The following is a 24,799-nucleotide window of genomic DNA, read 5'->3' as shown; positions in this document are numbered from 1 at the left end:
AAAGATAAGCCGGCATAGCTCAGTTGGTAGAGCAACTGACTTGTAATCAGTAGGTCCCGAGTTCGACTCTTGGTGCCGGCACCATAAAAACAAAAAAGCCACTCAATGAGTGGCTTTTTTGTATCTGAAATTTATCATCTGCGACTTATCGGCACTGGATATCACTGCAGTTTATATTCATCAATGCCGACGAGCTATTTATCTGCAAGCACCCTTTTAACCACCAATATAAACCCCTTTAGACTCTGGTTGAATTAAGGTCTTTCAAATATAGAATGTTAGCTTATACAAGCCAAACAAAAAGGCGACCTCAGGCCGCCTTCCAATATCACAGTCTTAGTTTACCTAATTAAAAGTTATAACGAACACCAACGGTAAACACATTATCATCTTCAAGATCAGTTTTTATACTGTTTGCTTTATAATCACCGTCATACATTGCATAGTGACCATAAACCATTGTCGATTTAGTCACCTTATAGTCAGCCCCCACAACAATTGAGGTAATGTTGACATCTGTTGTGTCATCATTTTGAATACCTGAACGTTTAGCATATAGCCCTAAACCCGCTTCATCTATACCGTATTCGGCTTTTAGGTTCACGCCATTAAGGTTATAGGCTAGGTTTACAAAGTATGAGTTCCCTTCAAGATTTGGCTTACTGGTGCTTTCAGAGTTTTGGAATAAACCGCCAATTTTAAACTCTCCAACCTTAAACTGCACCACGCCTCGATAAGCATCCATACCAGCAATGGCTTTGTTATAAGCGCCAGCAACATAATAGCTTTGTGCTTTCAGCTTCTTGTCACCTAGTGTTACACTCACAGCATACTGGCTGCCTTCAGATGCTTGATTATCTTCCATCAAGTATGTCGCGTTAATCGTCAATACGTCCGCTATTTTTGGTGAATAGTACCAAAAACCATCCGCAGAACGAGTTTGAGCGCCAACCAAACGGTCGATATCGGCATTTGAATTACCAAACAAGTCAATGCCACCTTCAGCCTGCTTGAATACCGTGTCATTACGGCCAACAAGAATAGTACCGGCATTGCCCTTAAGACCAAGAAACGTATTACGTGCTTTAAACACATCACTGTTAGTTGAAGTATTTTCTACTTGAAACTCCATTTGGTAAATGACATCGATACCATCAGCAATCTTTTCAGTGCCTTTAACTCCTAGGTGAGAGAAATTGTTTTCCAGTACCGTACCCTCTTTGGCTTCACGAGTGGTTAGGCCGGTGTCAGAGTTGGTCAGCGATAGATCTAAGCGGCCATAAAAGCTTGGCCCTTCGGCAAACGCGCCAAATGATGTTAGTGCAATGATAGATGAAACCGATGCTGCGATTAGTGATTTTTTCATAAGTAGTGCTCCCAATAACTTTGTTCTTTTCAATTTTTTATAATTAATTGCCTAGCGTTAATCATTTGTTCAACGCCTTAATAGGTTTAATAAAACTTGTTTGAGGATTAAGGCTTAACGTCATTAACAGAATTAAGCCCTCATTTGTGAACTGAGGGCTTTTACCTCAAAAATTAAGCCTTACTTTTTGGTTGACTGCTGAGTTGAATACTTAGCGGCATTTTCACCAGCCATTCTGCCGAAGGTAACGATGTCAGAAATGGCATTCCCACCTAAACGGTTAGCACCATGAACCCCACCAGTGACTTCACCTGCACCATAAAGACCAGGAATCACTTGTTTTTTAGCGTTAAGAATTTCAGATTTAGAATCAATCATCACACCGCCCATGGTGTGATGAACACCTGGGGTAACTTCAATCGCGTAGTAGTTACCTTCATTCAATGCACGTGGAAGGTTTGGACGTTCGAAGTCAGTATCTTTGCCAGCTTTAACAAGGCTGTTATAGCGAGCAACCGTTTCGGTCAAGGCTTTGCCATCGATGTTCTCTAGCTTACCAAGTTCAACCAGTGAGTTAGCAGAAGGTGCTACACCTAGGCCGATGTATTTATCAATTTTGCTGAGTGATTTACGCACTGAGTCATCAAAAATTAAGTAAGCTGTTTTGCCTGTTTGGTTCAAGATAGCTGCAGCAGCTTTGTCACGAGTGGTGATTTCGTTGACAAAACGTTTACCTTCGCGGTTAACTAAAATAGCGCCATTACCACGAACCGCTTCAGTTACCATTACGCCACCTTTAACCGATAACGTTGGATGAGCTTGGATATATTGCAAATCTTTCATTGCTGCGCCAGCATTACCCGCAACATCAATGCCGTCACCTGTGGCACCTGGTTGGTTAGTAGATACAAAGCCTTTTAACTTAGGATCTAGCTTGGCCACACGGTCATTATTTTTACCAAAACCGCCTGTTGCCAATACAACTGCGTCAGCTTTTATCCAGTAATAGCCTTTATACATGCCTTTAACCAGTAAGCCTTTAACATTGCCTTTATCATCTTTTAGAATTTCAATTCCGCGAGTATTTAATCGCATGTCGATATCACGTTTTACGGCATTATCGTAAAGCACTTGAATCACATGAGCACCAACACCTGCGCCACCAGTAGGACGATGTGAACGGTTTACTGACGCGCCGCCCATACGACCAACGTCGGTCAAATCAGCGCCCATAGCGGTTAACCAATCAACTGAGCCCTTAGAGTGAGACGCTAATACATCGACTAATTCAGGGTCATTTAAATCACGGCCCCCTTTCATGGTGTCTTTTACCATCAAGTCAACGCTGTCGGTGATGTCTTTAGCTTTTTGCTGATCGGTCCAAGCTGCGTTCATACCACCAGCAGCTAACTTAGCATTACCACCAATAACCGGCTCTTTCTCAACTAAAATGACTTTTGCACCATTGTCATGGGCAGAAACAGCTGCAGAGAAACCTGCACCACCAGAGCCAATAACCACAACGTTAACAGTATCTTTTGGCGCAGCAGCTAAAGCGGTTTGGCGATCTGATTTGTCTTTCAATAACTCTTCTATGCTTGGCTCATTACGTTGCCATTTTTTGGTGAATGGCATATCAAAATCAAAGCTATGACAAGAGTCGCAGTAAACCATCGATTTTTCATGAGCACTGTGACAAGAAGTACAAGCTATTTCACCAGGAAAGTGGGAGGCATGAGCATTGTAGTGATCATGTTCAGTTTCTTTGGCAACCTCTTCCATTGTGCCGTGACAGGAAACACATTGCTGATTTTCAAAGCTTAAATTATCATTTGATAACTCACCATCTGGCATATGACAACTTTCACACTCTTGGTTTTCAGCGTGTAATTCTGCTAGATTGTCCGCTGCTATCGAGTTTGTCATCACCCCTGCAGAACCCAGAAGCGTGGCTATACACACTACTTTTTTGAAATTTTTCATATCACACCCTCATTTACTTAACTGCTTTGCAGTAATGCCGACAATCAAACGTGTTGCCGTTAATTTTTAACTTCACCGTTATTTTGAGGCTTAGGTTTACCATTAACAATCAAGCAACAATTACTCGCGATAAAAATCAACATTCGTTCACAAGATGTAAATTTGCTCATGCACAAATGCATAGCTAAATTCATGGTTATGCAAAAATGCATAAGCGTGGGTTGCACCGATCACAATGACGGCAATATAGGCAATGACTTGTTGAAGTAACTGTATTTGCAACCCCAAATTTAAGCCTAAATAGCCTCAGTGGTAACCCGCTTGAAAAAGCGAGAAACTCAGCACAGTTAAGCTGTATAAGCACATGCTAAGATGATGTTATGAAAAAACTTGTTAACATAATCTGCACATTAAGCTTATTTGGGTTTGCGTTTTTCGCACTCGCTGTTTGTGCGCAAGAAAATCAAACGATTGTTTTTGGGGTTCACTCAAAAACGGCACCACTGGAATGGCGTAATAATGGGGTTGATCAAGGTTTTAATGTTGAGTTAATGGCTAGAATTGGCCAAATCACCGGTAAACGTATCAAGGTCAGACGCAAAACATTTCAACAGTTACTTGCCGATGTACATAACCCTGACTCGCTAATTGATGTTATTGCTGTTGTCAGCCCTGTGACGGTCGAACGTGTGCTTAGTCAGTCTGATCCTATTTATGCAACCCATGCCAAGGCCTACACCCTCCAAGGCAAGTCATTTATAAATGGATGGCATGATCTTAAAGGAAAACGGGTCGCTATCAAAAAAGGCGCTTTTGTTGATATTTACATTTCGGGTCAAGCACAAGACTTCGAACGTGTCGATGTTGACCTTTACGAGACAGGCTTTCAGCTATTAATAAAACAACAGGTTGATGTTGTCATTGCTGAGAACTTTGTTGCACGCCGATTAATGCCTTTATACCCTTCGGTGCGAAGCTCAAGCGATCCTTTGATGTATGGTGCATTCAATTTTGTCAGCAATCATAAAAATGCCATGTTAATGGAGCAAATAAATGCCGCAATACGACAGCTAAAACTATCAGGCGAATATGATCGCCTAGTCAACAAATGGTTTGGTACAGGACGAGAAAAAGTTGACTTAAACTCGGCGCAGCAAAGGTTATTATCGCTTGCGATATTAATCAGCCTGATATCTGCGATAGGGATGATACTAACTGGATATATCAGCCTGAGTTTACGAAAGCGCACCAAAGCACTCAAGCTTGAACTTACTCAGCGTAAAAAAGCAGAAACCGCTATTTCGGAGCTATCGAAACAGTTCCAGGCAGTATTAGATGGTATTCCTCATGGTGTGACGCTATTCAACCGTGCTGGAGAATGCTTATGGAGTAACGACAACAATAATGATCTGCTTAATAATCCTGATTTTCATTACTTAGACGGACAGCCCTTTGACCTTAGTTCCACCTTGTTTGAAGCGATCAATAACAATAAATCCATTATTGCTGATATGGTAATTCATAAACAATATTGGCAACTTCAACTGCATCTTATTGGTAGTGAACAAGCCGTTATATTGCTTGAAGAAACGACCGAGCAACAGCAGCTTCGTCAAGCCAACTATGAAGCTAGCCGATTAGCTTCATTAGGTGAGCTATCTGCTGGTATTGCCCATGAAATAAATAATCCGACGGGTATTATCGTGCATGCTATTGCCTTTATTAATGATGCTCTAGCTGATCTTTCTGTTGCCGCTAATCATTACCAACAACAAAATCCATTTTGGAATATAGCGGGCTTAACGCCGACTCCCGCCATGGACGAATTAAAGTTGAGCGGCCAGTCTATTATGGACGGTGCTGAACGCATTAGTCGCATTGTCTGTGATTTAAAACGCTACGCCTTACCCACAGTGTCTGATGAGTATCAACTTATCCAGCTTAACGAAGTCGTTCAGGCATCTTCACGTTTAACGGCAAACCAAATAAAAAACTTAAAAGTGGTGACACACTTACAAAACCCAAGTCCTACTATTAAAGGTGATGAGCAACAGCTAAATCAGGTACTGATTAACCTAATTCAAAACGCTTGCCACGCGATTGTGTTGGATGCAACGACTTATGATGACCAGCACCTGTCAATTAGCACCAGCATTGAACAGCAGTTTGCATGCTTAACTGTAACCGATAAAGGTCAAGGCATGGACCAAGCAACTCTTCAACGAATTACCGAACCCTTTTTTACCACTAGGCGTTCAAGTGGCGGTAGTGGCTTAGGGTTATCTGTTTGTAGTCGGATAATTAAACAACATCAAGCCAAGATGCAGATTAAATCGCGTATTGGTCAAGGCACAACTGTTATTATTCGCTTTCCTTTGGAGTCTGAAACGTGAAATTAGCCAGAAACATTTTACTTGTTGATGATGAGGCACCTTGGTTACGCACTCTAGCCATTACCCTCAACCGTTTAGTACCCGAGGCAACAATTGATACCTGCATTGATAGTCGGCAAGTGATTAACCGACTTGAAGTAGGTGACTATGCATTGGTGCTATTAGATCTCACCATGCCATTTCACTCAGGTGAGGAGCTACTGGAGAGTATTCGCAACACATCGCCTTACACTCGAGTGATTATCGTTACCGGTGTTAATCAGGTTGATACGGCTGTGCGTTGCATCAAGCATGGCGCTTATGATTATTTTATTAAGACCGACAAAGTTGATGATCTTGCTAGAACAGTACGCCAAGCATTAGAGGTTGTTGGTCTTGAGCGCAACTATCTAAGAATTAAACAAAGCTTTTTAAGTAAGACATTGAATCAACCTGAGGCGTTTGATAATTTTTTGACCTGCGAGCCTGCCTTGCTCGACCAGTTTCGATATTTTGAAGCAGTAGCACCCAGTCCTGAACCCATTCTAATTCAAGGTGAAAGCGGCACGGGTAAAGATGAATTTGCCAAATCAGCCCACTTACTTTGCTGCCCACAAGCGCCATTTATAAATATCAATCTAGCTGGGATAAGTGCATCAGCATTTGAGTTACAACTGTTTGGCAAAATCAACACCTTGGAAGATGGCCAACTATGCGCCCAAGCGGGGGCGTTGCATCAAGTTCAATCAGGTTTACTTTACCTGAATGAAATAGGTGATTTGCCAATAGAGGCGCAAGCAAAACTGGTGGATGTCATTGAACATAAACAATACTACCCAATTGGCAGCGACAAGGCCTACCCAGTGATGTGTAAAATCATCACTTCCACCCAACATGACTTACTCGCATTAAGCAAAGCGGGAAAATTTCGCAATGACCTTTTGTATCGTCTTCGCTCACATACCATCAAACTGCCGCCATTAAGACAACGTAAACTCGACCTATTTATGTTAATTAATCACTTTATTACCCTTGCAGCAGAAGAAATGGATCTGCCTAGACCTGAGCAACCCAATACCCTCGCCTCGCAAATAGCCGAATATGAGTTTCCCGGTAATTTACATGAACTCAGAGGAATGGTGTTTGATGCCGTCAGTCGCAGTGATGGAATTAAGCTCAATATCAGCCCCTTTATGGAAGCCAACAACTTAACCAAAGTCGCAGCAGATAATACCGCGCAACTGACGTTTCCAAAGGAGTTACCTACGTTGGCACAAATGAGTGATGCATTAATTAACGAAGCGATGAGCCGTACGGCAAATAGTCAAACTGTTGCAGCAAAAATGCTAGGAATAAGCCAAAGTGCATTAAGCCGCCGTCTTAAACATGAAAAGTAACCAAATTGATTTGCAAAACAGCATTACAGAGGTAGGGTGAGAGCGCAAATGCTTTTCGTTCAATTAGTGGGAGTTTATTAAGCGAATATCAACCGCATGGACGCGGATGTTAAGCCATCATGGATGATTTTACGGCGTTTCGTTTAATAAACCTTAACAATTTGCATAAAAACCAATCGCTTATGCGGTAACCATGATTACAGAGGTGCCAAACAAGGTTAATCATATGCTCAGGTAAAATCTATTCGCTGGCTTTTATCGGATACAAAAAAAGAGAGCCGAAGCTCTCTTTTTTACCCAAAACGAAAAGTCACTCAGTTTACTTCCAGCTGGTCATCTTGTGGCCTTTAACCGCATAAAATAAAATGAATAGATAACATGGGATCATCACTAAGTAGCCGCCTTGCATGCCAAGGGAGGTTGCTGAGCTGGTTAAGCCCCAGAATACTGGGCCAAATGCGCCACCAGCAATACCCATGATGAGTAGTGCTGAACCTGTGCTGGTTAGTTTACCCATACCAGATAAGGCTAACGGCCAAACTGCTGGCCAAACAATTGCGTTAGCCAAGCCTAAAAAGGCAATTAACAGTAAGGTATCTGGCAGTTGTGCGCCGCCAAATGGCACCAATACAGTGTCAGAAATAGCCGTTGAGCTGCTATCACCAAATACAATACCAAAGGACAACACCACCCCAAGTATGGCGCTAATAAGTAGCGCATTAGGCTGAGATATAAACCGTGGAATACAAATAATCCCTAAGGTGTAACCCACTACCATGCATATCATGGTGTATGAGGTCATCACCCCATAGTTTTCAACCCCTAAGGTGAGTGCATACGTACCAATAGTATCACCAGCGATTACCTCAACAGCCACATACACAAACAAGGCCACCACCCCAAGGGCTAAGTTGGGTTTTGCTAGTGCCTGTTTAATTTGACCTTTACTGGTGCCCTCTTCTGCTTCGTCTTGTTCAAGCTCTGGTAGCGGTGATTTCTTAACAGCATAGGCTAAAATACCAATGAAGATTGCCATGCCTAAATACGGCAGAATTAAGCTGTTAGCCATTTCATCAATTTGAACCTGACTTAGGGTGGTGCCGACGCGATCTTTAAAGCTATCAAGGATTAATGCGGTAAACACCATAGGAGCAATAACACCCGCGCCTTTATTCAAAATCCCCATAACACTAACGCGTGCTGCAGCAGACTCTTCAGGGCCTAAGCGAACCACATAAGGGTTAACAGCGGTTTGTAATAATGTTTGTCCGGTGCCCATAACCAGTTGCGCGAGTAAGAACAAAGCAAACACTTGGGTTTTAGCGGCTGGAATAAAGAGTAAACCCGCCACCATCATCACGCCCATACCCAGCGCCATACCGTTTTTATAGCCCACTTTACGGATGACCCAAGCTGAAGGTAGTGCGGTAAAAGTTACTGCAATATAAAAAGAGAATAGAATTAGTGACGCTTGAAAAGGGCTTAACTGAAGGATTTGCTTTAGATATGGCATTAACGAACCATTAAGCCAAGTTGCAAACCCTAATACGAAAAAGAGTATTGCCACAATGGCCATGGGCACTATGCTGCTTTTTTGCTGACTATTATTCATTGTTGTTTCCATAAACCCTGCTTCTTATTGTCATTGATATTTCAGCACTGACTTACTACTAGTGCCCCATATGAGTCTTATTATTATTGAGTTTTTATCAACAATTTGACCTAGCAATGTTGCTGCAGATCATAATCGTTGTGCATTTCATGTTAAAACATAAACACAGCAAAGACAACGCTGTCATTTCATTAACAACTAAACATCATTGATCACACCACAAGCCCCAAAATAAATCTTGCATGCAGTTCTTAGTGACAGTCCATAGTGACAGTTCTAATAAACAGCTCTCAGAGGCAGCTCTTAGAAACAGCTCAATAAACAATCATTAGATGCGAATAAAAATTTTACGTTGATAAAGCCACAATAAAATTAGCCATTGCACTGTCAGTAAGCTCAGTACAAAGAGTAATGGTTGCCAGTCTGCTGGGGTGGCGCGAATAAAGCCGCCCAATAAACTATTGACTAAGTATTGCCAATTAACCAGACTAGATGCGATATAGATGATGATGGCATTAGTGCCAATCACCACAAAAACAAAGGCCCATTTGTGCCATTTAAGTACATCGATAATGGCGTAAAAAATGGCGAGTAAGATGATGCTCCAACCACTGGTTACCAACACAAAACTGCTGGTCCATAAGTCTTTATTGACCGGAATAATCAAGTCTAATAGCCAGCCTAATGACAATAACGCCGCACCAATAATCACGATACTCAAGACTTTTAGCCATTCACCCCTAAGCCCCCATAAGGGCGGCTTGGCTTTAACAATATAGTGACCGACAAACACACCGATTAAGCCATTTACCACCGCAGGCAGTGTGGATAGCACCCCTTCAGGATCTACGGCTCTATTTTGATATGCGCTACCAGGTAGCAGTATTGAATCCACGTAAGCGTTAATACTATTTTCGGCGCTAAAGCGGGCAAAGGTTTGGCTTGTTTGATTAACAGCTGCTTGAGCTAATTCTGGGTTTTGAACTAGCCCAGAATATAGCGTGAGATCGGGATAAGGAAGATATAACTGAATAAGCCCATAGCCAATTAATAGACTAATGGCGACAATAATTTGGGTTCTAAGGCTGGTATGCCACACCAACATCGCGCCTATAAACCATGCAAAACCAATACGTGCCAACACACTGGCATAACGCACACTGTCGGGATCTGCAGGCATACCAACGCCCCAACCATGATTATAAAGTACCCCTAAAAAAATAAGTAAACCAAGGCGCTTTATAGCATGACGATACAAGGGCAGCCGCTGCTGCATTGGTAGTTTATCTAAGCGTTTTGGTGACAGGCCTAAAGCCACACCGGAGAGGAAAATAAACAGCGGGAATATAACATCATAAAAGGTAAATCCATGCCATTGACTGTGATGCATTTGGCCGTCAAACCAATTCCACCCAGCCCAGCCGGTTAATATAAATAATCCAGCAAATAGGCCCTCACCGCCAAGGATCCAAAACATGTCAAAACCGCGCAGGGCGTCCAATGACATTAATCTTGGCTTCAAAGCGGTTTTAGTCGACATACATTAGCCTTTATCGCATCGGCTAAAAACCACATCGCCATTAATATAGGTTTGGTTAACTTGATAACGCGAGTTATCGTTTGCATTAGCAGCTAACAACACTAAGTCTGCGCGCTGACCTACGGCTATGGTGCCAAGCTTAGCTTGCTGTAGATACTGCGCTGGATATAACGATGCCATTCTAAGGGCTTCTTCATAACTGAGGCCAAGCATGCTAACCGTATTGTTAACTGCGCCAACCATATCAAGTACGCAACCTGCTAGCTCACCTGATTTGGCATTGAGCCTATCACCTTGACGTATGACCTCGGTGCCAAACAGTTCAAAGCTGGCATCATCATCCAGTCCCACCGGTGGCATAGCATCGGTTACTAACATGATTTTGCCTTGGGGCTTAGCTTTAAGGGCAACTTTTGCAGTCGCACTGTGAACATGGTGGCCATCGACAATCAATCCGCACCATGCTGCATCACTTTCTAGCGCTGCGCCCACCATGCCCGGCTCACGAGAGCCAAAGCCTGACATGGCATTAAACAAATGTGTAAAACCGTTAGCGCCAGCATTTAACGCCGCCAGCACAGTGTCATAATCGGCATTTGAGTGACCTAAGCACACCTTTACGTCGTTAGCGATTAAGGTTTTTATCACCTCAACTGAGACATTTTCAGGGGCTAAAGTGACCACTTTTATACCAAGATCTTGTCGTGAAAATATCGCCAGTTCTTCATCTGAAATACTGCGAATAAACGATTGTGGATGCACGCCTTTTTTAGGCACACTTAAATGTGGCCCTTCAAAGTGAATCCCTAACACGCCTGCAGATTGCAGCTTAATAGCCTCGGCAACGGCATCAGCGGCTTGCGCCATCACCTCAACTTTATCGGTAATGAGCGTCGGCAGAAAACCGGTCGTACCAAATTGAGCATGTGCTCGACCTATGGTCTCAATACAATCAAGGGTTGGTGCGCTATTAAACAGTGCCCCGCCGCCGCCATTGACTTGAACATCAACAAACCCTGGCACTAACGTGCCTTGTAAACGCACTTCTTTCGCATTCGATACTGAATCTAAGGCGATGATGTGGCCGTCTTCAATAGAGATCACCGCATCTTGATGAAATTGCTGTCCATCAAAAAAACCGTCTGCTATTAGGGTTTGTCTCATAATGTTCTCTTTATATTGCGTTAATCTTTAACTGCTTACTTCTTAATGCTCACAGTCGAGTCAAACTTATAGTGTTTGGGTGACTTTTTTCAAACCTTCTGGCTGATCTGGGTCAATACCACGGGCAACAGCGACGGCGGCTACATCGATATAAAAACGTTGTAGCAATGCTAATGGCGCAACACGCGGGTGTATTTCAGATGATGTTTGATTTAAATGCACCAAGTCTGCGCCACGTTGTTTTACGTTTTCTATTTGCTCGATATGGCTTTCATAAGACTCATCATTAATGCAGGCATCGACAATAGCCAGTTTCTTTTCAACTAAAGTCACCGGCCCATGTAAAAACTCAGCGCTACTGAATGATTCGGCATGAATAGAACAAACCTCTTTCATTTTAAGGGCGATTTCTTTGGTTACCGCATAACCTAAACCACGGCCAAGCACCACAAGGTTATTAACCCCAGCTAAAGACTCGGCGGTTAATTGCGGCGCTGCGTCAACGGCGGTTTGTAATGCAGCAGGCATTGAATCAACGGCTGCAGCTAACGAGTCACTTTGGGTCCACTCAGCAGTTAACTGCACAATGGCTGATAAAGTCGCTAAGTAGCTTTTGGTCGCTGCGACGGCTTTTTCTTCACCCGCTCTAAGCGGTAATACCACATCGACAATATCTTTAATTGGTGCTGTTTCATCGTTGACTAATGCGACACAAAAAGCGCCGGCTTCTTTAGCCATTCTCGCTTGAGCCAATATATCTGGGCTACGGCCTGATTGTGAAATAACAATCACTAATCCGCCTTCAAGTTGTAAGCTTTTACCATAAACACTGGCAACTGATGGCGCTGCAGCAAAAGTTGGAATGCCCACTTCAATTTCAAATAAGTATTTAGCAAATACCCCTGCGTGATCTGATGAGCCACGACCAACAATCATCACAAACTTTGGCTTAAAACTACGTAGTTTTTCACCAAGCTCTTTGGTTAAGCCAGCATTAGCAGCCAGTTGCTCAGCGATTTTCTGCGGTGCTGAACGCGCTTCACGTTCCATAATTGTATTTGTCATCGAGTTAACCTTAATTTATGTTCAAGTTGATCCATTGAGGTATCAAGTTACTGAGCAGTGCATGGCGATGAATTTATCGTTGACACTGAAAATTTTAAGCGAGTTCAAGATAATTTGGCGAGTTACAGACTCTTGCCGTTATCTGCGGCAAACTGTTGCTGCGCAAACAAGATAGCGCCGATTTCTGGTGGTGATAGCGCTTCAGCCACTTTGCTAGCCACATCAATGTCTAACCAATGTAATAATGGCTCTGCTAGGCCGCCAATCATCGAAAAACGACTAGGATGAATGGCAAATAACTTTCTGGCCATTTCACTAATATAACCCGCTCCCTGTTGCACAATATCAGTGGCAACCTCATCACCATTGTCGGCGCATAACAGCACAATACGGGCTAATTTGGCGTAGGTGCTTGAAGACTGCCCAGCAAGATGCTCGACAATGCCCATGGCATCATCAACATTAAAGTGTGCTAGTAATAATTGTGTTAGTGCGGTGTCGGCGGCAAAGCCGTCTAAATTCAGTAATACATGCTCAGCGGCTTTTTGGCCTAACCATGCGCCACTGCCTTTGTCACCTAATGCAAAGCCATGGCCGCCAATTAATAAACTTTGCTCGCCTACATGGGCAAAGCCACAAGAGCCAGTACCGGTAATAATCACGGCACCATCATCGCCGTTATGGGCACCAATACAGGCAGTATGTAAGTCTGTGGTGAGGTACATTTTGGCAAACGGGTGCTGCCAGTTGTTCACTTGGTCAAACAAACGCGGCACATTCACGCCAGCGAGGCCGACACCGGCGATTAACTGCTGAGCGTAGCTTGGTGCTAAGTTTGCATCTGCCAAGGCAAGCTTGGTTGATTCGATAATTGAATTAAAAGTTTGTTCTAGTCCGTGAAGAGGATTAGCTCTACCTGCTACACCAGTGCCAATTACACCTTTTTGTGGGCAAAATATGCTGGCGCGGCACTTACTGCCACCACCGTCAATTCCGATATAAAGCTGTGATTCATTTTGCTGATTAACGCTCATGACATCCCTCTTGTCTCTATTACCCAAGCCTTTTATAACTGATTTTTATAGGCTCTTTTGTAAGTTAACTTTATGTTACACCACAAATGACAGCGTTGTCATTTACTTTTTATGGTGTTTATAAAACAAACAGCGAAGTAACTATTAAAGCTCTGATTTATATTGATTTTAGCTAGGTAATTAAATTGAAAGTTTTGGATGTTTTGCTGATTTTCTTTTAAAAAAGGACGTTAACCATTCGATTAACGTCCTTTGTATTTAGTTAACTGCGCAGCAATAAAAGCCAGCTATAAAAACAACGAGCGCCCTTTGCGTTTTCCTGATGCGGAAATTGCTCTTATCTCAATATTACCTGATACCTTTACCGGAGCTTGGTATTCAAGCCATGATGCTGTTTCAGCAGCGTTATTGTCACTCTCTTCACTGAGTTGACGATACTCAATCTTAAGCCCTGGAAAGGCAATATTGGCATAAAGCAGTCCAGCTTCAATTTTTGCCCCAACGGTTGGCACCCGATATTCAATGTTAGCCACATCTAACTTAGCCAGCTCTTTATGGCCTAAGGTATTAGCGATGTCATTCCATTGCTGTTGCTGCTGCTTACGCATATCAGCAGTAAAGTAACCTGAGTTTTGATTATAAACCGCGCCTTGATACTGATATGGCACTTCCCACTTTGCTTTATGCCAAGCTTTTTCAGCTAGCATTAGCAGCCGTGGAAACATCATATATTCAGCGACTTCATCACTGCGAATAGTTTCACTCCAGATTTGACCTTGAATACCACTAAAGCCTTTACCTTGTTGTAATGGCGCTGAGGTCACCTTACCTTGCTCATCTTTTTTAACGCTATCGTCGGCGGTAAAGGGGTTATTTTCGATATCATTCCATTGTTCCGCATTCGCAGGTAAGTTATCTGGCATAAAACTAAACAATTTTTGGCTGTTTAGCGCTCGGGTCGCCCAGTAGTAACCATGCTCTTTAGGATCAGCCTCATAGGGGAAATCAAAGTACAACACTTCAGGGTTTGAAAGCACAGTATCCCAACCTAAATTGGCTTGGCTGTGGGCTCTTTGATAACCATGGTGTGAAATCACATCCCAAATGTTGGTTTGTGATTTAGCCGGCATATTGTCTGCATTAGTATGGCTCATACCATCGCTCCAACCTGCAGGTTCAATACCTTTAGCGCTGACCATATTGGCGACGCGCTCAATAAAATAAGCACCTAAATCATCGATCGATTTAACCCCTTTGTCATTGTTAGCAACAAAGTCTACGCATTGTGGTGATTGCTTCCACGCCCCTGCCGTTTCATCAGCGCCAATGTGGTAGCGTTTTAGCGGATGGCCTGCTTGTTGGTGCAATTTAGCAATTTCATCAATGACTTTATCGACAAAGTGATAGGTCGACTCCAAGCACACATTTAGGGTGTTATCGTTATAATACTGCACCGATGAATACACTGTGGTGTCGTTAGCATCTGTCAGTAAGTACTCATTAGCAGCATTATTTTCGCCACTTGCCATAAACTTACGGTAGCGGGCATCCATAGATTTTATCGCAGCACGTGAGTGACCAGGCATATCCATTGACGGGATAACCTCTACTTGGCGGGCGCTGGCATACTGCAAAATGTCTATATAATCGGCTTTGCTATAAAAACCATTTACACTGGCATCAGCAAAAGGGCCACTGCCCAGCTGGGGAATTAAGCAGGTGCTTTCGGTTAAATCATGGCAACGCTTACTACCAATATCAGTAAGCTCAGGTAAGCCATCAATTTCTAAGCGCCATGCTTCATCATCGGCCATATGTAGGTGTAATTTATTGAGCTTATAAGCTGCCATTTGATCGATTAAATCAAATATCAGTTGTTTACTATGAAAGTTACGGGCGACATCAATGTGCATACCACGAAAATCATAACGCGGTGCATCATCAACAACCATAGTATTTATACTGAGTTCTCGAGTATCGATTAACGCTGCAAGTGACGAAAGACCATATGAAAAACCACTGTCGGTGGCGGCGGTAATGGTAATGCCGTCAATGGCCACCTTGAGCTGATAAGCGCCATCAATCCCTTGCTTGTCTGCTGTAACCTTGCTGTTTTTAACAAACGCTAACGACAAGCCTGTATCTGATTGCTTAACCCCAAGTCTCGCTAATCTCGACAAAGCTGCGGCAACTGCTGCTGAGTCAACTTGCTGGTAATTAACCTCAATACCTTGAGACAAATCTACCGGTGTATTACTTGATGTAACGCTAGCACTGAGCGGTGTTGGAATAATGCGATTAATGGCAGCCTCGCGATTAACTACAAGGGCATTATTGGCTTCAAATAACACCTCAGCACGGCTCCACGCTAAGTTATCGGTTGCGGTTCTGCGATATTGCCTTTTTTCATCCGTAAAGGCTTCAACATAGGGTCTAACTTCCATGCCGGTTTCTGCATCAATACTTAATTGAGTGCTAGCTATCACGACAGGCTCTAAACCATCCACCACAATGTAATAGTTTGGCATTGGGTCAGTTTCAGATAATTGCCATAACTCGCCTCTAAAACCAATGCGTTGGGTTACGCCAGCGCTAAAGCCAGTGAATTGTTCGGTGGGGGCAATTTTATGTAAATCACCTTGTACTCGAGTGATACTAAACTGCGGATTTAACACCGCTTGTACTGGGCGCATTTGACTGAAATAAATTGCCCAGTCGGCATGGGGAATATTAACTGAACTGGTTAAATCAATTTCAGCGATAAAACATTGCTCATCAGGCTGTGTTGCTGAGCAACTTTCTTCAGGGACATTGGTCACCATGCGATAAGTGACTTTTAGATCTGCGGCAAATTGTTTTAGGCTTGCTTGAGTCCAAGCGCTATCAGCGGCTTGATTAGCCTTATGTTGCAGATCTGAACCATTAGCTGATTGAGCATCATCAGACGTAGAAGGAGCTGAAGAATACTGGCAACCCACTACGCCTATTGATAGTAATAATGCTGATGCAAGGATGGTCTTTTTCATATATTCCTCAATTTATCCCTAAATGATCATCTGATGAGATGCCGCGCGTTGACTGACTACTGACGTTAGCCTATTTTAGCGAAATTACTGCAGCTAATTTTTAGCGGCAACAGTATTTAATTGATTAAATTTATTAGTGTATTTAGCCTGTTCAATATCTATGTCTCGTTAACTGCTAGGTTTTATCCTTACTAAGAAACCGGCAAAAAAATAGCTGGGAACAAAAATTGTACCCAGCTTATACTCGTTTCTGGGGAGAGACTAAAAGTATAAATTAATGCTATTTCGCCCGACCGAAATAGCATTAAGGCATGGATAATAGGGACCTATAAATTATCCATGTCGACCTTAAAACAACGATTCACACACAAGCAATGACAACGCTGTCATTTAATAATCTACCGAATATAGAACGAGATTTCTACATTTTTTTTATGTTTTGACACAGGTTTGCAACAATAGACATTAAAAACAAATAATAACAGTGGCTTAATTGCTTAAATTAAGCTTAATTGGCTTAGTGATAACCAAGAATATTGGCATCTAGTGGTAAAGAAAGGATTGAATGAAGTAAAAAGCTTTAAGCAAAAGGATCTTATGCTAAATATGCTACTAATAAAAAAGGCATTATTTCAATATATGAAATAATGCCTTAATACGCGCGATACAATAAGATTAAGCTTTAGCCATGATCTCAGTGCGTGCTAGACGGTTAACTTGGTTTAACGATGCTAAATGACCATAGATAGGACCTAGTAAGCCGCGCTTTCTAAGTTCTAAGTAATCTTCATCTGACAATTCATTTAATTTAGCTTCATCAATTAAGTATAAGCCATTGATGTTGCGCTTCTCACCCGCTACATCAACCGTTAATGTTTGGGTTGTTAGTAACTCTTTTTCAGCCAAGAAACCAAGAATGTTGCGGCTTGCTTGATCTTGCTCAAAATGCGCGATTAAGGCTTTTTTGCGGTTTTCTAAGTAAGCAGACTCTTGCTCACCTTCAAATAATGCTTGGCCTTCAGTCTTGCTGACTTCAGCAGCAGATTCGCGAATACCAATCCATACTTTGTCTTTTACTTCTGGGTTAAGTACTAATCCAAGTGGATAGTCACGGACAACAGCAGGGATATATAGTCCTTGCCACTTGCCGTCTTTAATACTCAGGTTTTGACCAGGCTTAAGACCTAACATAGCAACAGCTTGGAATTCACCGCTATCAGTGTTTTTAACGAATACAATTGGGTATTCTGTAGCTGCACGAGCAATCTCATGCAAAGTTACTGGAACAATATGTTGATCTGCAACGTGTGCAAAATTAGTTGCGGTAATTTTTAAATCACCGTGCTTTGCGTGTTCAAGTAACGTAATTTGGTTAGACATCTTGGCTCCTTCAGGCGCTTCTAATCAATAATGATATACATAAAAATAGGGATTCAAATCCCTTTTGTTTTAAACTTTTGCTAGTAGATTAAAATAAAAAATCCCAAAATCTTTAGCTGATGACTTATTATAAAGCCCACTATCATTTAATCTGCAGCTTACGTTACCGTATCAAGCAATAAAGTACCACTAGCTATTCGCTGATATTTCACCTAAATCGTGCCAACTTTCATCTATAAGTATAAATTTCACTCAACTGGGTTCTAAGTTTATTAATCCTGTAGCTAAACCTTTTGTAAACCGTAACGGTTAATTTTATCAAGCAGTGCTCGATGCTCTGGTAAGTCTAGCGCCAGCTTGTGGCCTATTTGCTGTATTTTATTGGCCTGCTGCTGGGCACTTTTAAGGTACTGCGCCTCGAGCGACACGTTTTTTGTTTGATAATGCATCCCGTATAAGACATACAGGTAATTATCAATATTAAACACTTCGTAGCGTGAGAATAGATCATCGGTTATCGGGCTAAAGCTCTGCCATAATTGCAATTTTTGTTGCAAGGATTCAGGTATCGTTTCAGGCTTTTGATTATCTAACCAAAAATCACTGTCAGTTCTATCTGAAATGCAATAATGCAACTTAGCAAACTCCACTACTCGCTCCCACGCGTAACCTATAGTGTGATTAAAGCGCTCAGACAATGCTGGCATTTGCGCCAGTGTCTGCGGTAGTCGCTTGGCTAAGTAACCGGCGGCAAAATCAGTTAATAGTATTGAGGTTGCCTCGATTGGCTCTAAAAAGCCTTGTGCTAGGCCTAATGCTACACAGTTTTTTGCCCAAAATTGTTCGCGGTAGCCCACTTTCATGGGGATTTCACGATGGTGTAACTGGTCTAGTTTCCCGCCTAAATAACGGTTAAACTTTTGCTCAGCTTGTGCGCTTGTCATGTGGTTATCAGAATACACAAAACCAGTACCGCGGCGCTCTGGCAAAGCGATATCCCAAATCCAGCCTGCTTGATGCGCTGTGGCAATGGTAAAAGGGGCAATCGCTTCAGTAATGTCTGTCGGCACTTGGGCAACAATGGCTTTATTCACCAATAACTGATGGGATTTATCCACAAAGCCGACGTTAAGCTTTTTGGCTAACAAAATGGACTCAAAGCCACTGCAGTCGATATAAAAATCAAAAGCTAACTCGCCGAGCTTATCAGTTTTTAAGCGGCTGATATTGCCTACATCATCTATTGCGGCATCTAACACATTGGCTTTGATATGCTCAACGGCATATTTACTTGTGGCGTTAGTGGCTAATAATTGGGCAAATTTTGCCGCATTTAAATGATAAGCATAACTCACCGAGCCAGCGTATTCGGGGGTGGTGATGGATTTAGGTGCCTTTAATGCCTCACAAATGTAATGCTGAGGTGAAACCATTGCACTATAAGCCATATCCTCAGTGGCGGTTTGGTTCCAAAAGGCGCTTAAGTCATCGCCTAATGGGCTTGGTACATCAAATAAGTGATGGTAGCGATTATCTGCGCCATGTTTGGTTTTATCGAGCCAGTTTCGAAATTGGATAGACTGCTTGAAGCTCACATCACACTGCTGAATAAACTCGGTTTCGCTTATTCCAAAGCTTTGTAATGACTGCCTAATCGCAGGTACAGTGCCTTCACCAACACCAATGGGCGGAATATCAGGAGACTCGATTAACGTAACGGACACATCAGCCAATGATTGCACCGCTTTACCAATATGATTTGCAGCAAGCCAACCTGCTGTGCCACCACCGATAATAACAATCTTCTGCACTTTCATATTACGCCTCTTAACTGTTAACTGTAGATAAGTCGCTAATTGGATTTTAACCGTATTTACCAGTGGAAAGTTAAAATCAAAAAGCCTAGCAAGTGCTAGGCTTTTTATGCTTCTAAATCAGATTAAAAACGTAAGTTTAAACCTAACTTATAACGAGCTTCACCTTCAAAGCTCCATGCTGGGTAACCACCTTTTAGCTCAGGCTTAACGTCAGCATCATCAGGTGCAACACCTAATTGAACACTGTCTTCTTCAAGTAAGTTAACTACTTCAAATGTGATACCTAAGTAATCAGTGATATTGTAGTTAGCACTTAAATCAAGTGTACCGAAGTCTTGATGTTCACGGTTACCGTAGAAACCTGGTAACTCACGCATCATGTATTCACTACGCCAGTTATAAGCAACACGTGCTGAGAAGTCATCCATCTCGTAGTAACCAACTAAGTTAACAGTGTGCTTAGAAGAGTCAGAAAATACGCTAACTTGATCAGGGTAGTTCTCAGCTGCAGCATCAGAATCAGCAAAGGTATAGTTAGCAGAGTAACCAAAGCCGTTGTCAAAACCATCTTGGATTTGCAGCTCTATACCTTGGATTTGACCGCCAGTACCATTTTTCTTCGTTGAAACAGTCCAGTTATCTTCACCTGAATTAGGATCAACAATACCAATGCTTTGATCTAGCTTCTGCTCTGAGGTGATAAAAGAGCTGATATCTTTGATAAAGTAAGAAGCACTCATTAACCCGTCAGGACTGAAATACCATTCCACACCTAAATCAGCTTGAGTCGCTTTAAATGGCTCAAGGGCGATATTACCGGTACTAACCACTTGGTTACCTGCAACGTCATCGTTGTAACCTTGCAGTGCCGAAGCTGCAAACATATCAGCATAATTAGGACGTGAAATCACTTGTGATGCTGAAGTACGGATAATGACATCTGGCGCCACATCAAATGCAACGTTGATACTTGGCAATACGTCATTATAACTTGCATCTTTAGTGCTTAAGTTATCGGCATAAGTACCATCAGCTTGCAGCGCGAAATAATCAGATGATGCATCTGTTGATATATAACGTAAGCCGAAGTTACCGCGCATACCGTCTGACTCAAAATTAGCCATTAAATATAACGATAGGTTTTCTTCGTTAATGGTGCCGTAGCCAGCCTTATATACGGTCCCTTCTGTCGAGAAACCATTAATTGCAGCCTTAGCATCACGTAACATGGCATCCATATCTGGCTTAGGTAAGGTATAACCTGCACCCGATGAAATTTGACCACTGTAATATGCTGATGCATCTTTTGCTGCTATATCAGCATTAACGATTGCAGGTAAAGTTAACATGCTAACATCATGATCTGCATAACGAACACCTGTTTTGAATGAGGTAATCGCACCTAAATCAGTCGGGATAGTAAAGTCTAATTGTGCGTAAGTTTCTTCATCTGAGTTTGGCTGCTTTTTAAGTGCCCAACCTGCAGGGGACAATTGACCACCAAAGTCATCTGCGGTGAAGTTTTTATTAGCAACATCTATTTTGATGATTTCACCAGTCGCATCATAAGTACCAGCATAATCAGCAGCGGTACCTAACCAGAAACCATAGTTAGAAGTTAAATCAGTACCACCTTCAGACTTGGTGTTACCCACACGACCTTCTACTTTAAACATGTCATTTTCGTAATCGAAATTGAAATCGTAAGTATTTGAGTCCATGCTAGCTTGGCGCGCCCAAGTTTGTGCCCAACCTGGGTTTTCACCATTACCATCACGGCGATAGAAAGTACAAGTGCCTAAAGAGTTACGCTGTTCACACGCTTCGTCTTTATCATCTGGGAACATCACGAATAATGAGGTATTTGCGTTGTTCGCTTTCATGTCCAGACTCATAATGTCTAAACCGAAATTTAAATTATCTGTTGGACTGTATTGGAATGAACCGTTAATAGCAGTACGTTCACGCTCTTGTTCAAAAGTCGTCGGAACAATATCACCCCAACCAATTAATGACTCAATACCATTGCGTTGATAAGTTGTTTCTGAGCCAGCTGCAGAAATTAAGAAACCAAAGTTCTCATCTTCATTTTTCCAGCTGTATAGGCCTGATAATTCAGGATCTGTTTCTTCAGAAATTGTACCGTAGTCGCCTTTAGCACTAAGGAATACAGTATTGGCATCTAAATCTAATGGCTTGCGGGTTTTAACGATAACGGTACCGCCAACACCACCTTCAGGTAAATCAGCCTGAGACGATTTATATACTTCAATTCCACCGACCATTTCTGATGGTAGTAAACTGTAGTTAAAGCTTCTGTCAATTGACTGTTGATCGTACCAACCGGTAGATGCAACTGAATGGCCGTTTAATAATGTACGAGTCAAGCTGCTAGAAGCACCACGAATCGAAACACCTTGGCCTTGACCAAATTGACGGCTCACAGCCACACCTGGTATACGCCCTAATGACTCACCCACGTCACCATCAGGAAATTTACCGATATCTTCAGCCGTTACCGCATCAACAACAGAGTTAGAAAAACGTTTATCATTAACTGAAGCCTTCATCGAGGCACGCATGCCTTTTACTTCAATTTTTTCGATATTTTCTTCTGTAGTTTCAGCATCTGCTGCAAACGCAGCAACTGAAACCATACTGCCAAGTAGGATAGCAATGTTAGTTGCTAAAACATTTTTCTTAAAATTAATAGGTCGCATCTTCATTTCCCTTCCATAACTTTATTATCGTTTTTGGATACATAACCATTCCAATCGGAATGACAACGCTGTCATGTCTAGAGCAAACATTACACAATATTTAACAGTCTTGCCACAACAAAATAACTTTATTGCAGACAAAATGTGCAAAGCCAGCTTATATAAAACAGATGTAAACACAATTAATAACTAAAAATCAGACACTTAAATGTTGACGATGTTTGTATCAAATTAAGAACAAATAGACTTTAAAGTGAACTCATCCAACCAGAAAAGTAATTCGAGATTGCCTATTAGGATAAAAATCAGCACTATTAGAGTTAAATCGGCTTAGCTTTTGTTTTTACCTACAATATTGATAACCTTCATTTGGGGATGATGGTTATCAATATAAATACAATGCTAAGTTCATCGCCTGAGTTTAAGAGTTAACAAATAATGAAAGTAACCATAAATGATGTTGCCAAACATGCTGGCGTATCAATTAAAACCGTTTCACGGGTCACCAATAACGAATCGTCAGTCAGACAAACCACGGTCGACAAGGTCAATGCGGCAATTAATGAGCTAAATTATCAACCTAACTTAGCAGCAAGAAATCTAGCAAGCACAAAATCCTATGTTATTGGTTTTATTTATGATAACCCCAATGCTTATTATATTATTGATATGCAGAACGGTATTCTTTCTGCCTGCCAAGATAAAGGCTACGAGTTGTTGATCCACCCTTGTAATGCTACCTCTGACACAATTTGTGATGAACTAACCAAAATGGTCAAACACTCTCGGCTATCGGGTTTAGTGCTCACCCCGCCAATGTCAGAAGACCCGAAGATACTTGCAGCACTTGATGAAATAGATGCTAATTATGTAAGAATTATTGCAGGCGAAAGCACTGATGCAGAAAATGGGCTTACTGTACTTGTCAATGATAAACATGGCGCTTTAGAAATCACCCAACACTTAATTGATATGGGTCATAGTGATATTGGATTTTTAAGTGGCGATCAGCAGCATGAATCAACCAAAGAGCGTTTAGCTGGTTTTAAAGATGCCCTTGAGCACAATAATCTTAACGTGAATAACACCTGGGTTTTAGATGGTAAATACTCTTTCGAATCTGGGGTAGAAGGTGCCAATAAATTGATTAACTTAACCAAACGGCCTACGGCAATCGTCGCCTGTAACGATGAAATAGCTGCAGGGGCTTTATTTGCTGCGCGTTTAGCTGGGCTTGATATACCAAAAGATTTATCCATTGTAGGATTTGAGGATAGCCCCTTCTCCCGACAGACGTGGCCCAAATTAACCACAGTGCATCAACCAAACGTGAAAATTGCCAAAGTCGCCACTGAACTGTTAATCGCCAATAGCAAAGAAACGACTGAGAAAAAATCGATGGTATTTACGCCTGAGCCGGTTATTCGGGACTCATCAAGCAAACCATGATGGCAATAGTGACCTTATAATTTATCCCCAATAAAAAAGCCTCAATAAATTATTTATTGAGGCTTTTTTAATTTAATCTATTGTAAATTAAACAGCATCTTCGTTTTCTTCGCCAGTACGGATACGAATAACACGTTCAATATCGGTTACAAATATTTTTCCATCGCCGATTTTACCCGTACGAGCAGTATCAACAATAACCTCAATGGCTTGGTCTAATTGCTCATCTTGAATAACAAGCTCGATTTTTACTTTCGGTAAAAAATCGACCATATACTCAGCACCACGATATAATTCAGTGTGACCTTTTTGACGCCCAAAGCCTTTCACTTCAGAAACCGTCATGCCTGTTATACCTATTTCAGCTAATGTTTCACGCACATCATCTAACTTAAAAGGTTTAATAACGGCTTCTACTTTTTTCATTTATCCACTCCATTCACAGGCAATATGGTATATAAGCTAATCTACGAGTTAATAGATTTTAAGCTATATCGTTAAAATACAATACTATTTATTATACTACGCTAAAGCGCTTTAAGTTTCTGTAGCTATTTTACGTTAATTTTAAAACGTGCTTTTCGTGCAATTGTAACCCTCCCTTATATCGATCATATTTTAAGAGAGTTTTCTTTATTTAACCGCTCATATAGCTTGGGCGGTAGATCGTTTAGTGATTCATGGGGCCGATCATAATTATATTCTTCAAGCCAACTATCCGTGATTTCCCTTACTTCAGTCAAGCTGTTGAACAAATAACAGTCCAATACTTCATTTCGATAAGTTCGGTTAAATCGTTCAATAAACGCATTTTGAGTGGGCTTACCTGGCTTAATAAAGTCTAACTTAATACCGTGTTGTTCAGCCCATATCT

At 41.8% G+C, this 24,799-nt stretch carries 17 protein-coding genes and 1 tRNA gene; 4 read left to right on the top strand and 14 right to left on the bottom strand.

The features are described 5' to 3' along the window. Positions 1-8 precede the first annotated feature (8 nt). Positions 9-84: transfer RNA gene (locus tag AB4140_RS07045), tRNA-Thr, on the top strand. Between the two features lie 265 nt (positions 85-349). Here the strand turns inward: AB4140_RS07045 and AB4140_RS07040 are convergent. The 3 genes from AB4140_RS07040 to AB4140_RS07030 all read right to left on the bottom strand — a co-directional run bounded on the left by AB4140_RS07040 (position 350) and on the right by AB4140_RS07030 (position 3,637). After that, positions 350-1,366 carry a porin gene (locus AB4140_RS07040; protein WP_303501345.1) on the bottom strand — a complete coding sequence of 339 codons (1,017 nt, stop codon included), beginning with the start codon at positions 1,364-1,366 and terminating at the stop codon, positions 350-352. A 180-nt stretch (positions 1,367-1,546) separates the two neighbouring features. After that, on the bottom strand, positions 1,547-3,349 hold the full coding sequence (locus tag AB4140_RS07035; protein WP_372000347.1) for a flavocytochrome c: 1,803 nt from the start codon (positions 3,347-3,349) through the stop codon (positions 1,547-1,549). Positions 3,350-3,496: 147 nt separating this feature from the next. After that, positions 3,497-3,637 carry a hypothetical protein gene (locus AB4140_RS07030; RefSeq protein WP_372000345.1) on the bottom strand — a complete coding sequence of 47 codons (141 nt, stop codon included), beginning with the start codon at positions 3,635-3,637 and terminating at the stop codon, positions 3,497-3,499. A 92-nt stretch (positions 3,638-3,729) separates the two neighbouring features. Here AB4140_RS07030 and AB4140_RS07025 point away from each other — a divergent pair, with 92 nt between their 5' ends. Further along, positions 3,730-5,742 (top strand): ATP-binding protein, encoded by a 2,013-nt coding sequence (locus AB4140_RS07025; RefSeq protein WP_372000343.1) that lies wholly within the window; start codon positions 3,730-3,732, stop codon positions 5,740-5,742. After that, entirely contained in the window at positions 5,739-7,118 is a 1,380-nt protein-coding gene (locus tag AB4140_RS07020; protein WP_102519278.1) for a sigma-54 dependent transcriptional regulator, read from the top strand. The genes AB4140_RS07025 and AB4140_RS07020 overlap by 4 nt, the downstream gene beginning before the upstream one ends. A gap of 319 nt (positions 7,119-7,437) precedes the next feature. Here the strand turns inward: AB4140_RS07020 and nagP are convergent, their stop codons facing one another. From nagP to AB4140_RS06975, 9 genes are all read right to left on the bottom strand, one after another. Continuing rightward, positions 7,438-8,742, bottom strand: a complete 1,305-nt coding sequence (nagP, locus tag AB4140_RS07015; RefSeq protein WP_102519279.1) for an N-acetylglucosamine MFS transporter NagP — start codon at positions 8,740-8,742, stop codon at positions 7,438-7,440. Between the two features lie 316 nt (positions 8,743-9,058). Further along, positions 9,059-10,270, bottom strand: coding sequence for an acyltransferase family protein (locus AB4140_RS07010; protein ID WP_372000341.1), 1,212 nt, complete (start codon positions 10,268-10,270; stop codon positions 9,059-9,061). Between the two features lie 3 nt (positions 10,271-10,273). Then, positions 10,274-11,434, bottom strand: coding sequence for an N-acetylglucosamine-6-phosphate deacetylase (gene nagA, locus AB4140_RS07005; protein ID WP_102532169.1), 1,161 nt, complete (start codon positions 11,432-11,434; stop codon positions 10,274-10,276). A 66-nt stretch (positions 11,435-11,500) separates the two neighbouring features. Further along, positions 11,501-12,499 carry a glucosamine-6-phosphate deaminase NagB-II gene (gene nagB-II / locus AB4140_RS07000; protein ID WP_372000339.1) on the bottom strand — a complete coding sequence of 333 codons (999 nt, stop codon included), beginning with the start codon at positions 12,497-12,499 and terminating at the stop codon, positions 11,501-11,503. A 122-nt stretch (positions 12,500-12,621) separates the two neighbouring features. Beyond that, on the bottom strand, positions 12,622-13,533 hold the full coding sequence (nagK, locus tag AB4140_RS06995) for an N-acetylglucosamine kinase (RefSeq protein WP_102439188.1): 912 nt from the start codon (positions 13,531-13,533) through the stop codon (positions 12,622-12,624). 287 nt (positions 13,534-13,820) lie between these two features. Beyond that, a complete protein-coding gene (locus AB4140_RS06990) occupies positions 13,821-16,559 on the bottom strand; it encodes a family 20 glycosylhydrolase (RefSeq protein ID WP_372000337.1) in 2,739 nt (912 codons plus the stop codon). A gap of 675 nt (positions 16,560-17,234) precedes the next feature. Further along, a complete protein-coding gene (locus tag AB4140_RS06985) occupies positions 17,235-17,939 on the bottom strand; it encodes a SapC family protein (RefSeq protein ID WP_102439190.1) in 705 nt (234 codons plus the stop codon). 284 nt (positions 17,940-18,223) lie between these two features. After that, a complete protein-coding gene (locus AB4140_RS06980) occupies positions 18,224-19,756 on the bottom strand; it encodes a tryptophan halogenase family protein (protein WP_102475635.1) in 1,533 nt (510 codons plus the stop codon). A gap of 122 nt (positions 19,757-19,878) precedes the next feature. After that, the gene (locus AB4140_RS06975) at positions 19,879-22,476 is read right to left on the bottom strand and encodes a TonB-dependent receptor (RefSeq protein WP_102439280.1); all 2,598 of its coding nucleotides are present in this window, start codon (positions 22,474-22,476) and stop codon (positions 19,879-19,881) included. Between the two features lie 438 nt (positions 22,477-22,914). On the opposite strand from AB4140_RS06975, the gene AB4140_RS06970 reads away from it, so the two are divergent. Then, positions 22,915-23,925 (top strand): LacI family DNA-binding transcriptional regulator, encoded by a 1,011-nt coding sequence (locus tag AB4140_RS06970; protein ID WP_102475634.1) that lies wholly within the window; start codon positions 22,915-22,917, stop codon positions 23,923-23,925. 87 nt (positions 23,926-24,012) lie between these two features. Here the strand turns inward: AB4140_RS06970 and AB4140_RS06965 are convergent, their stop codons facing one another. Next, the gene (locus AB4140_RS06965) at positions 24,013-24,351 is read right to left on the bottom strand and encodes a P-II family nitrogen regulator (protein WP_102439193.1); all 339 of its coding nucleotides are present in this window, start codon (positions 24,349-24,351) and stop codon (positions 24,013-24,015) included. A 185-nt stretch (positions 24,352-24,536) separates the two neighbouring features. Further along, a partial coding sequence (locus AB4140_RS06960) for a transposase (RefSeq protein WP_372000334.1) occupies positions 24,537-24,799 on the bottom strand: 263 nt, incomplete at its 5' end.

Origin of the sequence: Shewanella sp. 10N.286.51.B2 (assembly GCF_041469265.1) — a bacterium.
Lineage (GTDB): Bacteria > Pseudomonadota > Gammaproteobacteria > Enterobacterales > Shewanellaceae > Shewanella.
Note: the sequence above shows the minus strand (reverse complement) of the source record. Positions and strands in the feature narration are given on the sequence as shown.

Coding starts and splice junctions, on each gene's coding strand:
- AB4140_RS07040 (WP_303501345.1), bottom strand. CDS start 1,366: ATGAAAAAATCACTAATCGCAGCATCGGTTTCATCTATCATTGCACTA.
- AB4140_RS07035 (WP_372000347.1), bottom strand. CDS start 3,349: ATGAAAAATTTCAAAAAAGTAGTGTGTATAGCCACGCTTCTGGGTTCT.
- AB4140_RS07025 (WP_372000343.1), top strand. CDS start 3,730: ATGAAAAAACTTGTTAACATAATCTGCACATTAAGCTTATTTGGGTTT.
- nagP (WP_102519279.1), bottom strand. CDS start 8,742: ATGGAAACAACAATGAATAATAGTCAGCAAAAAAGCAGCATAGTGCCC.
- AB4140_RS07010 (WP_372000341.1), bottom strand. CDS start 10,270: ATGTCGACTAAAACCGCTTTGAAGCCAAGATTAATGTCATTGGACGCC.
- nagA (WP_102532169.1), bottom strand. CDS start 11,434: ATGAGACAAACCCTAATAGCAGACGGTTTTTTTGATGGACAGCAATTT.
- nagB-II (WP_372000339.1), bottom strand. CDS start 12,499: ATGACAAATACAATTATGGAACGTGAAGCGCGTTCAGCACCGCAGAAA.
- nagK (WP_102439188.1), bottom strand. CDS start 13,533: ATGAGCGTTAATCAGCAAAATGAATCACAGCTTTATATCGGAATTGAC.
- AB4140_RS06990 (WP_372000337.1), bottom strand. CDS start 16,559: ATGAAAAAGACCATCCTTGCATCAGCATTATTACTATCAATAGGCGTA.
- AB4140_RS06985 (WP_102439190.1), bottom strand. CDS start 17,939: ATGTCTAACCAAATTACGTTACTTGAACACGCAAAGCACGGTGATTTA.
- AB4140_RS06980 (WP_102475635.1), bottom strand. CDS start 19,756: ATGAAAGTGCAGAAGATTGTTATTATCGGTGGTGGCACAGCAGGTTGG.
- AB4140_RS06975 (WP_102439280.1), bottom strand. CDS start 22,476: ATGCGACCTATTAATTTTAAGAAAAATGTTTTAGCAACTAACATTGCT.
- AB4140_RS06970 (WP_102475634.1), top strand. CDS start 22,915: ATGAAAGTAACCATAAATGATGTTGCCAAACATGCTGGCGTATCAATT.
- AB4140_RS06965 (WP_102439193.1), bottom strand. CDS start 24,351: ATGAAAAAAGTAGAAGCCGTTATTAAACCTTTTAAGTTAGATGATGTG.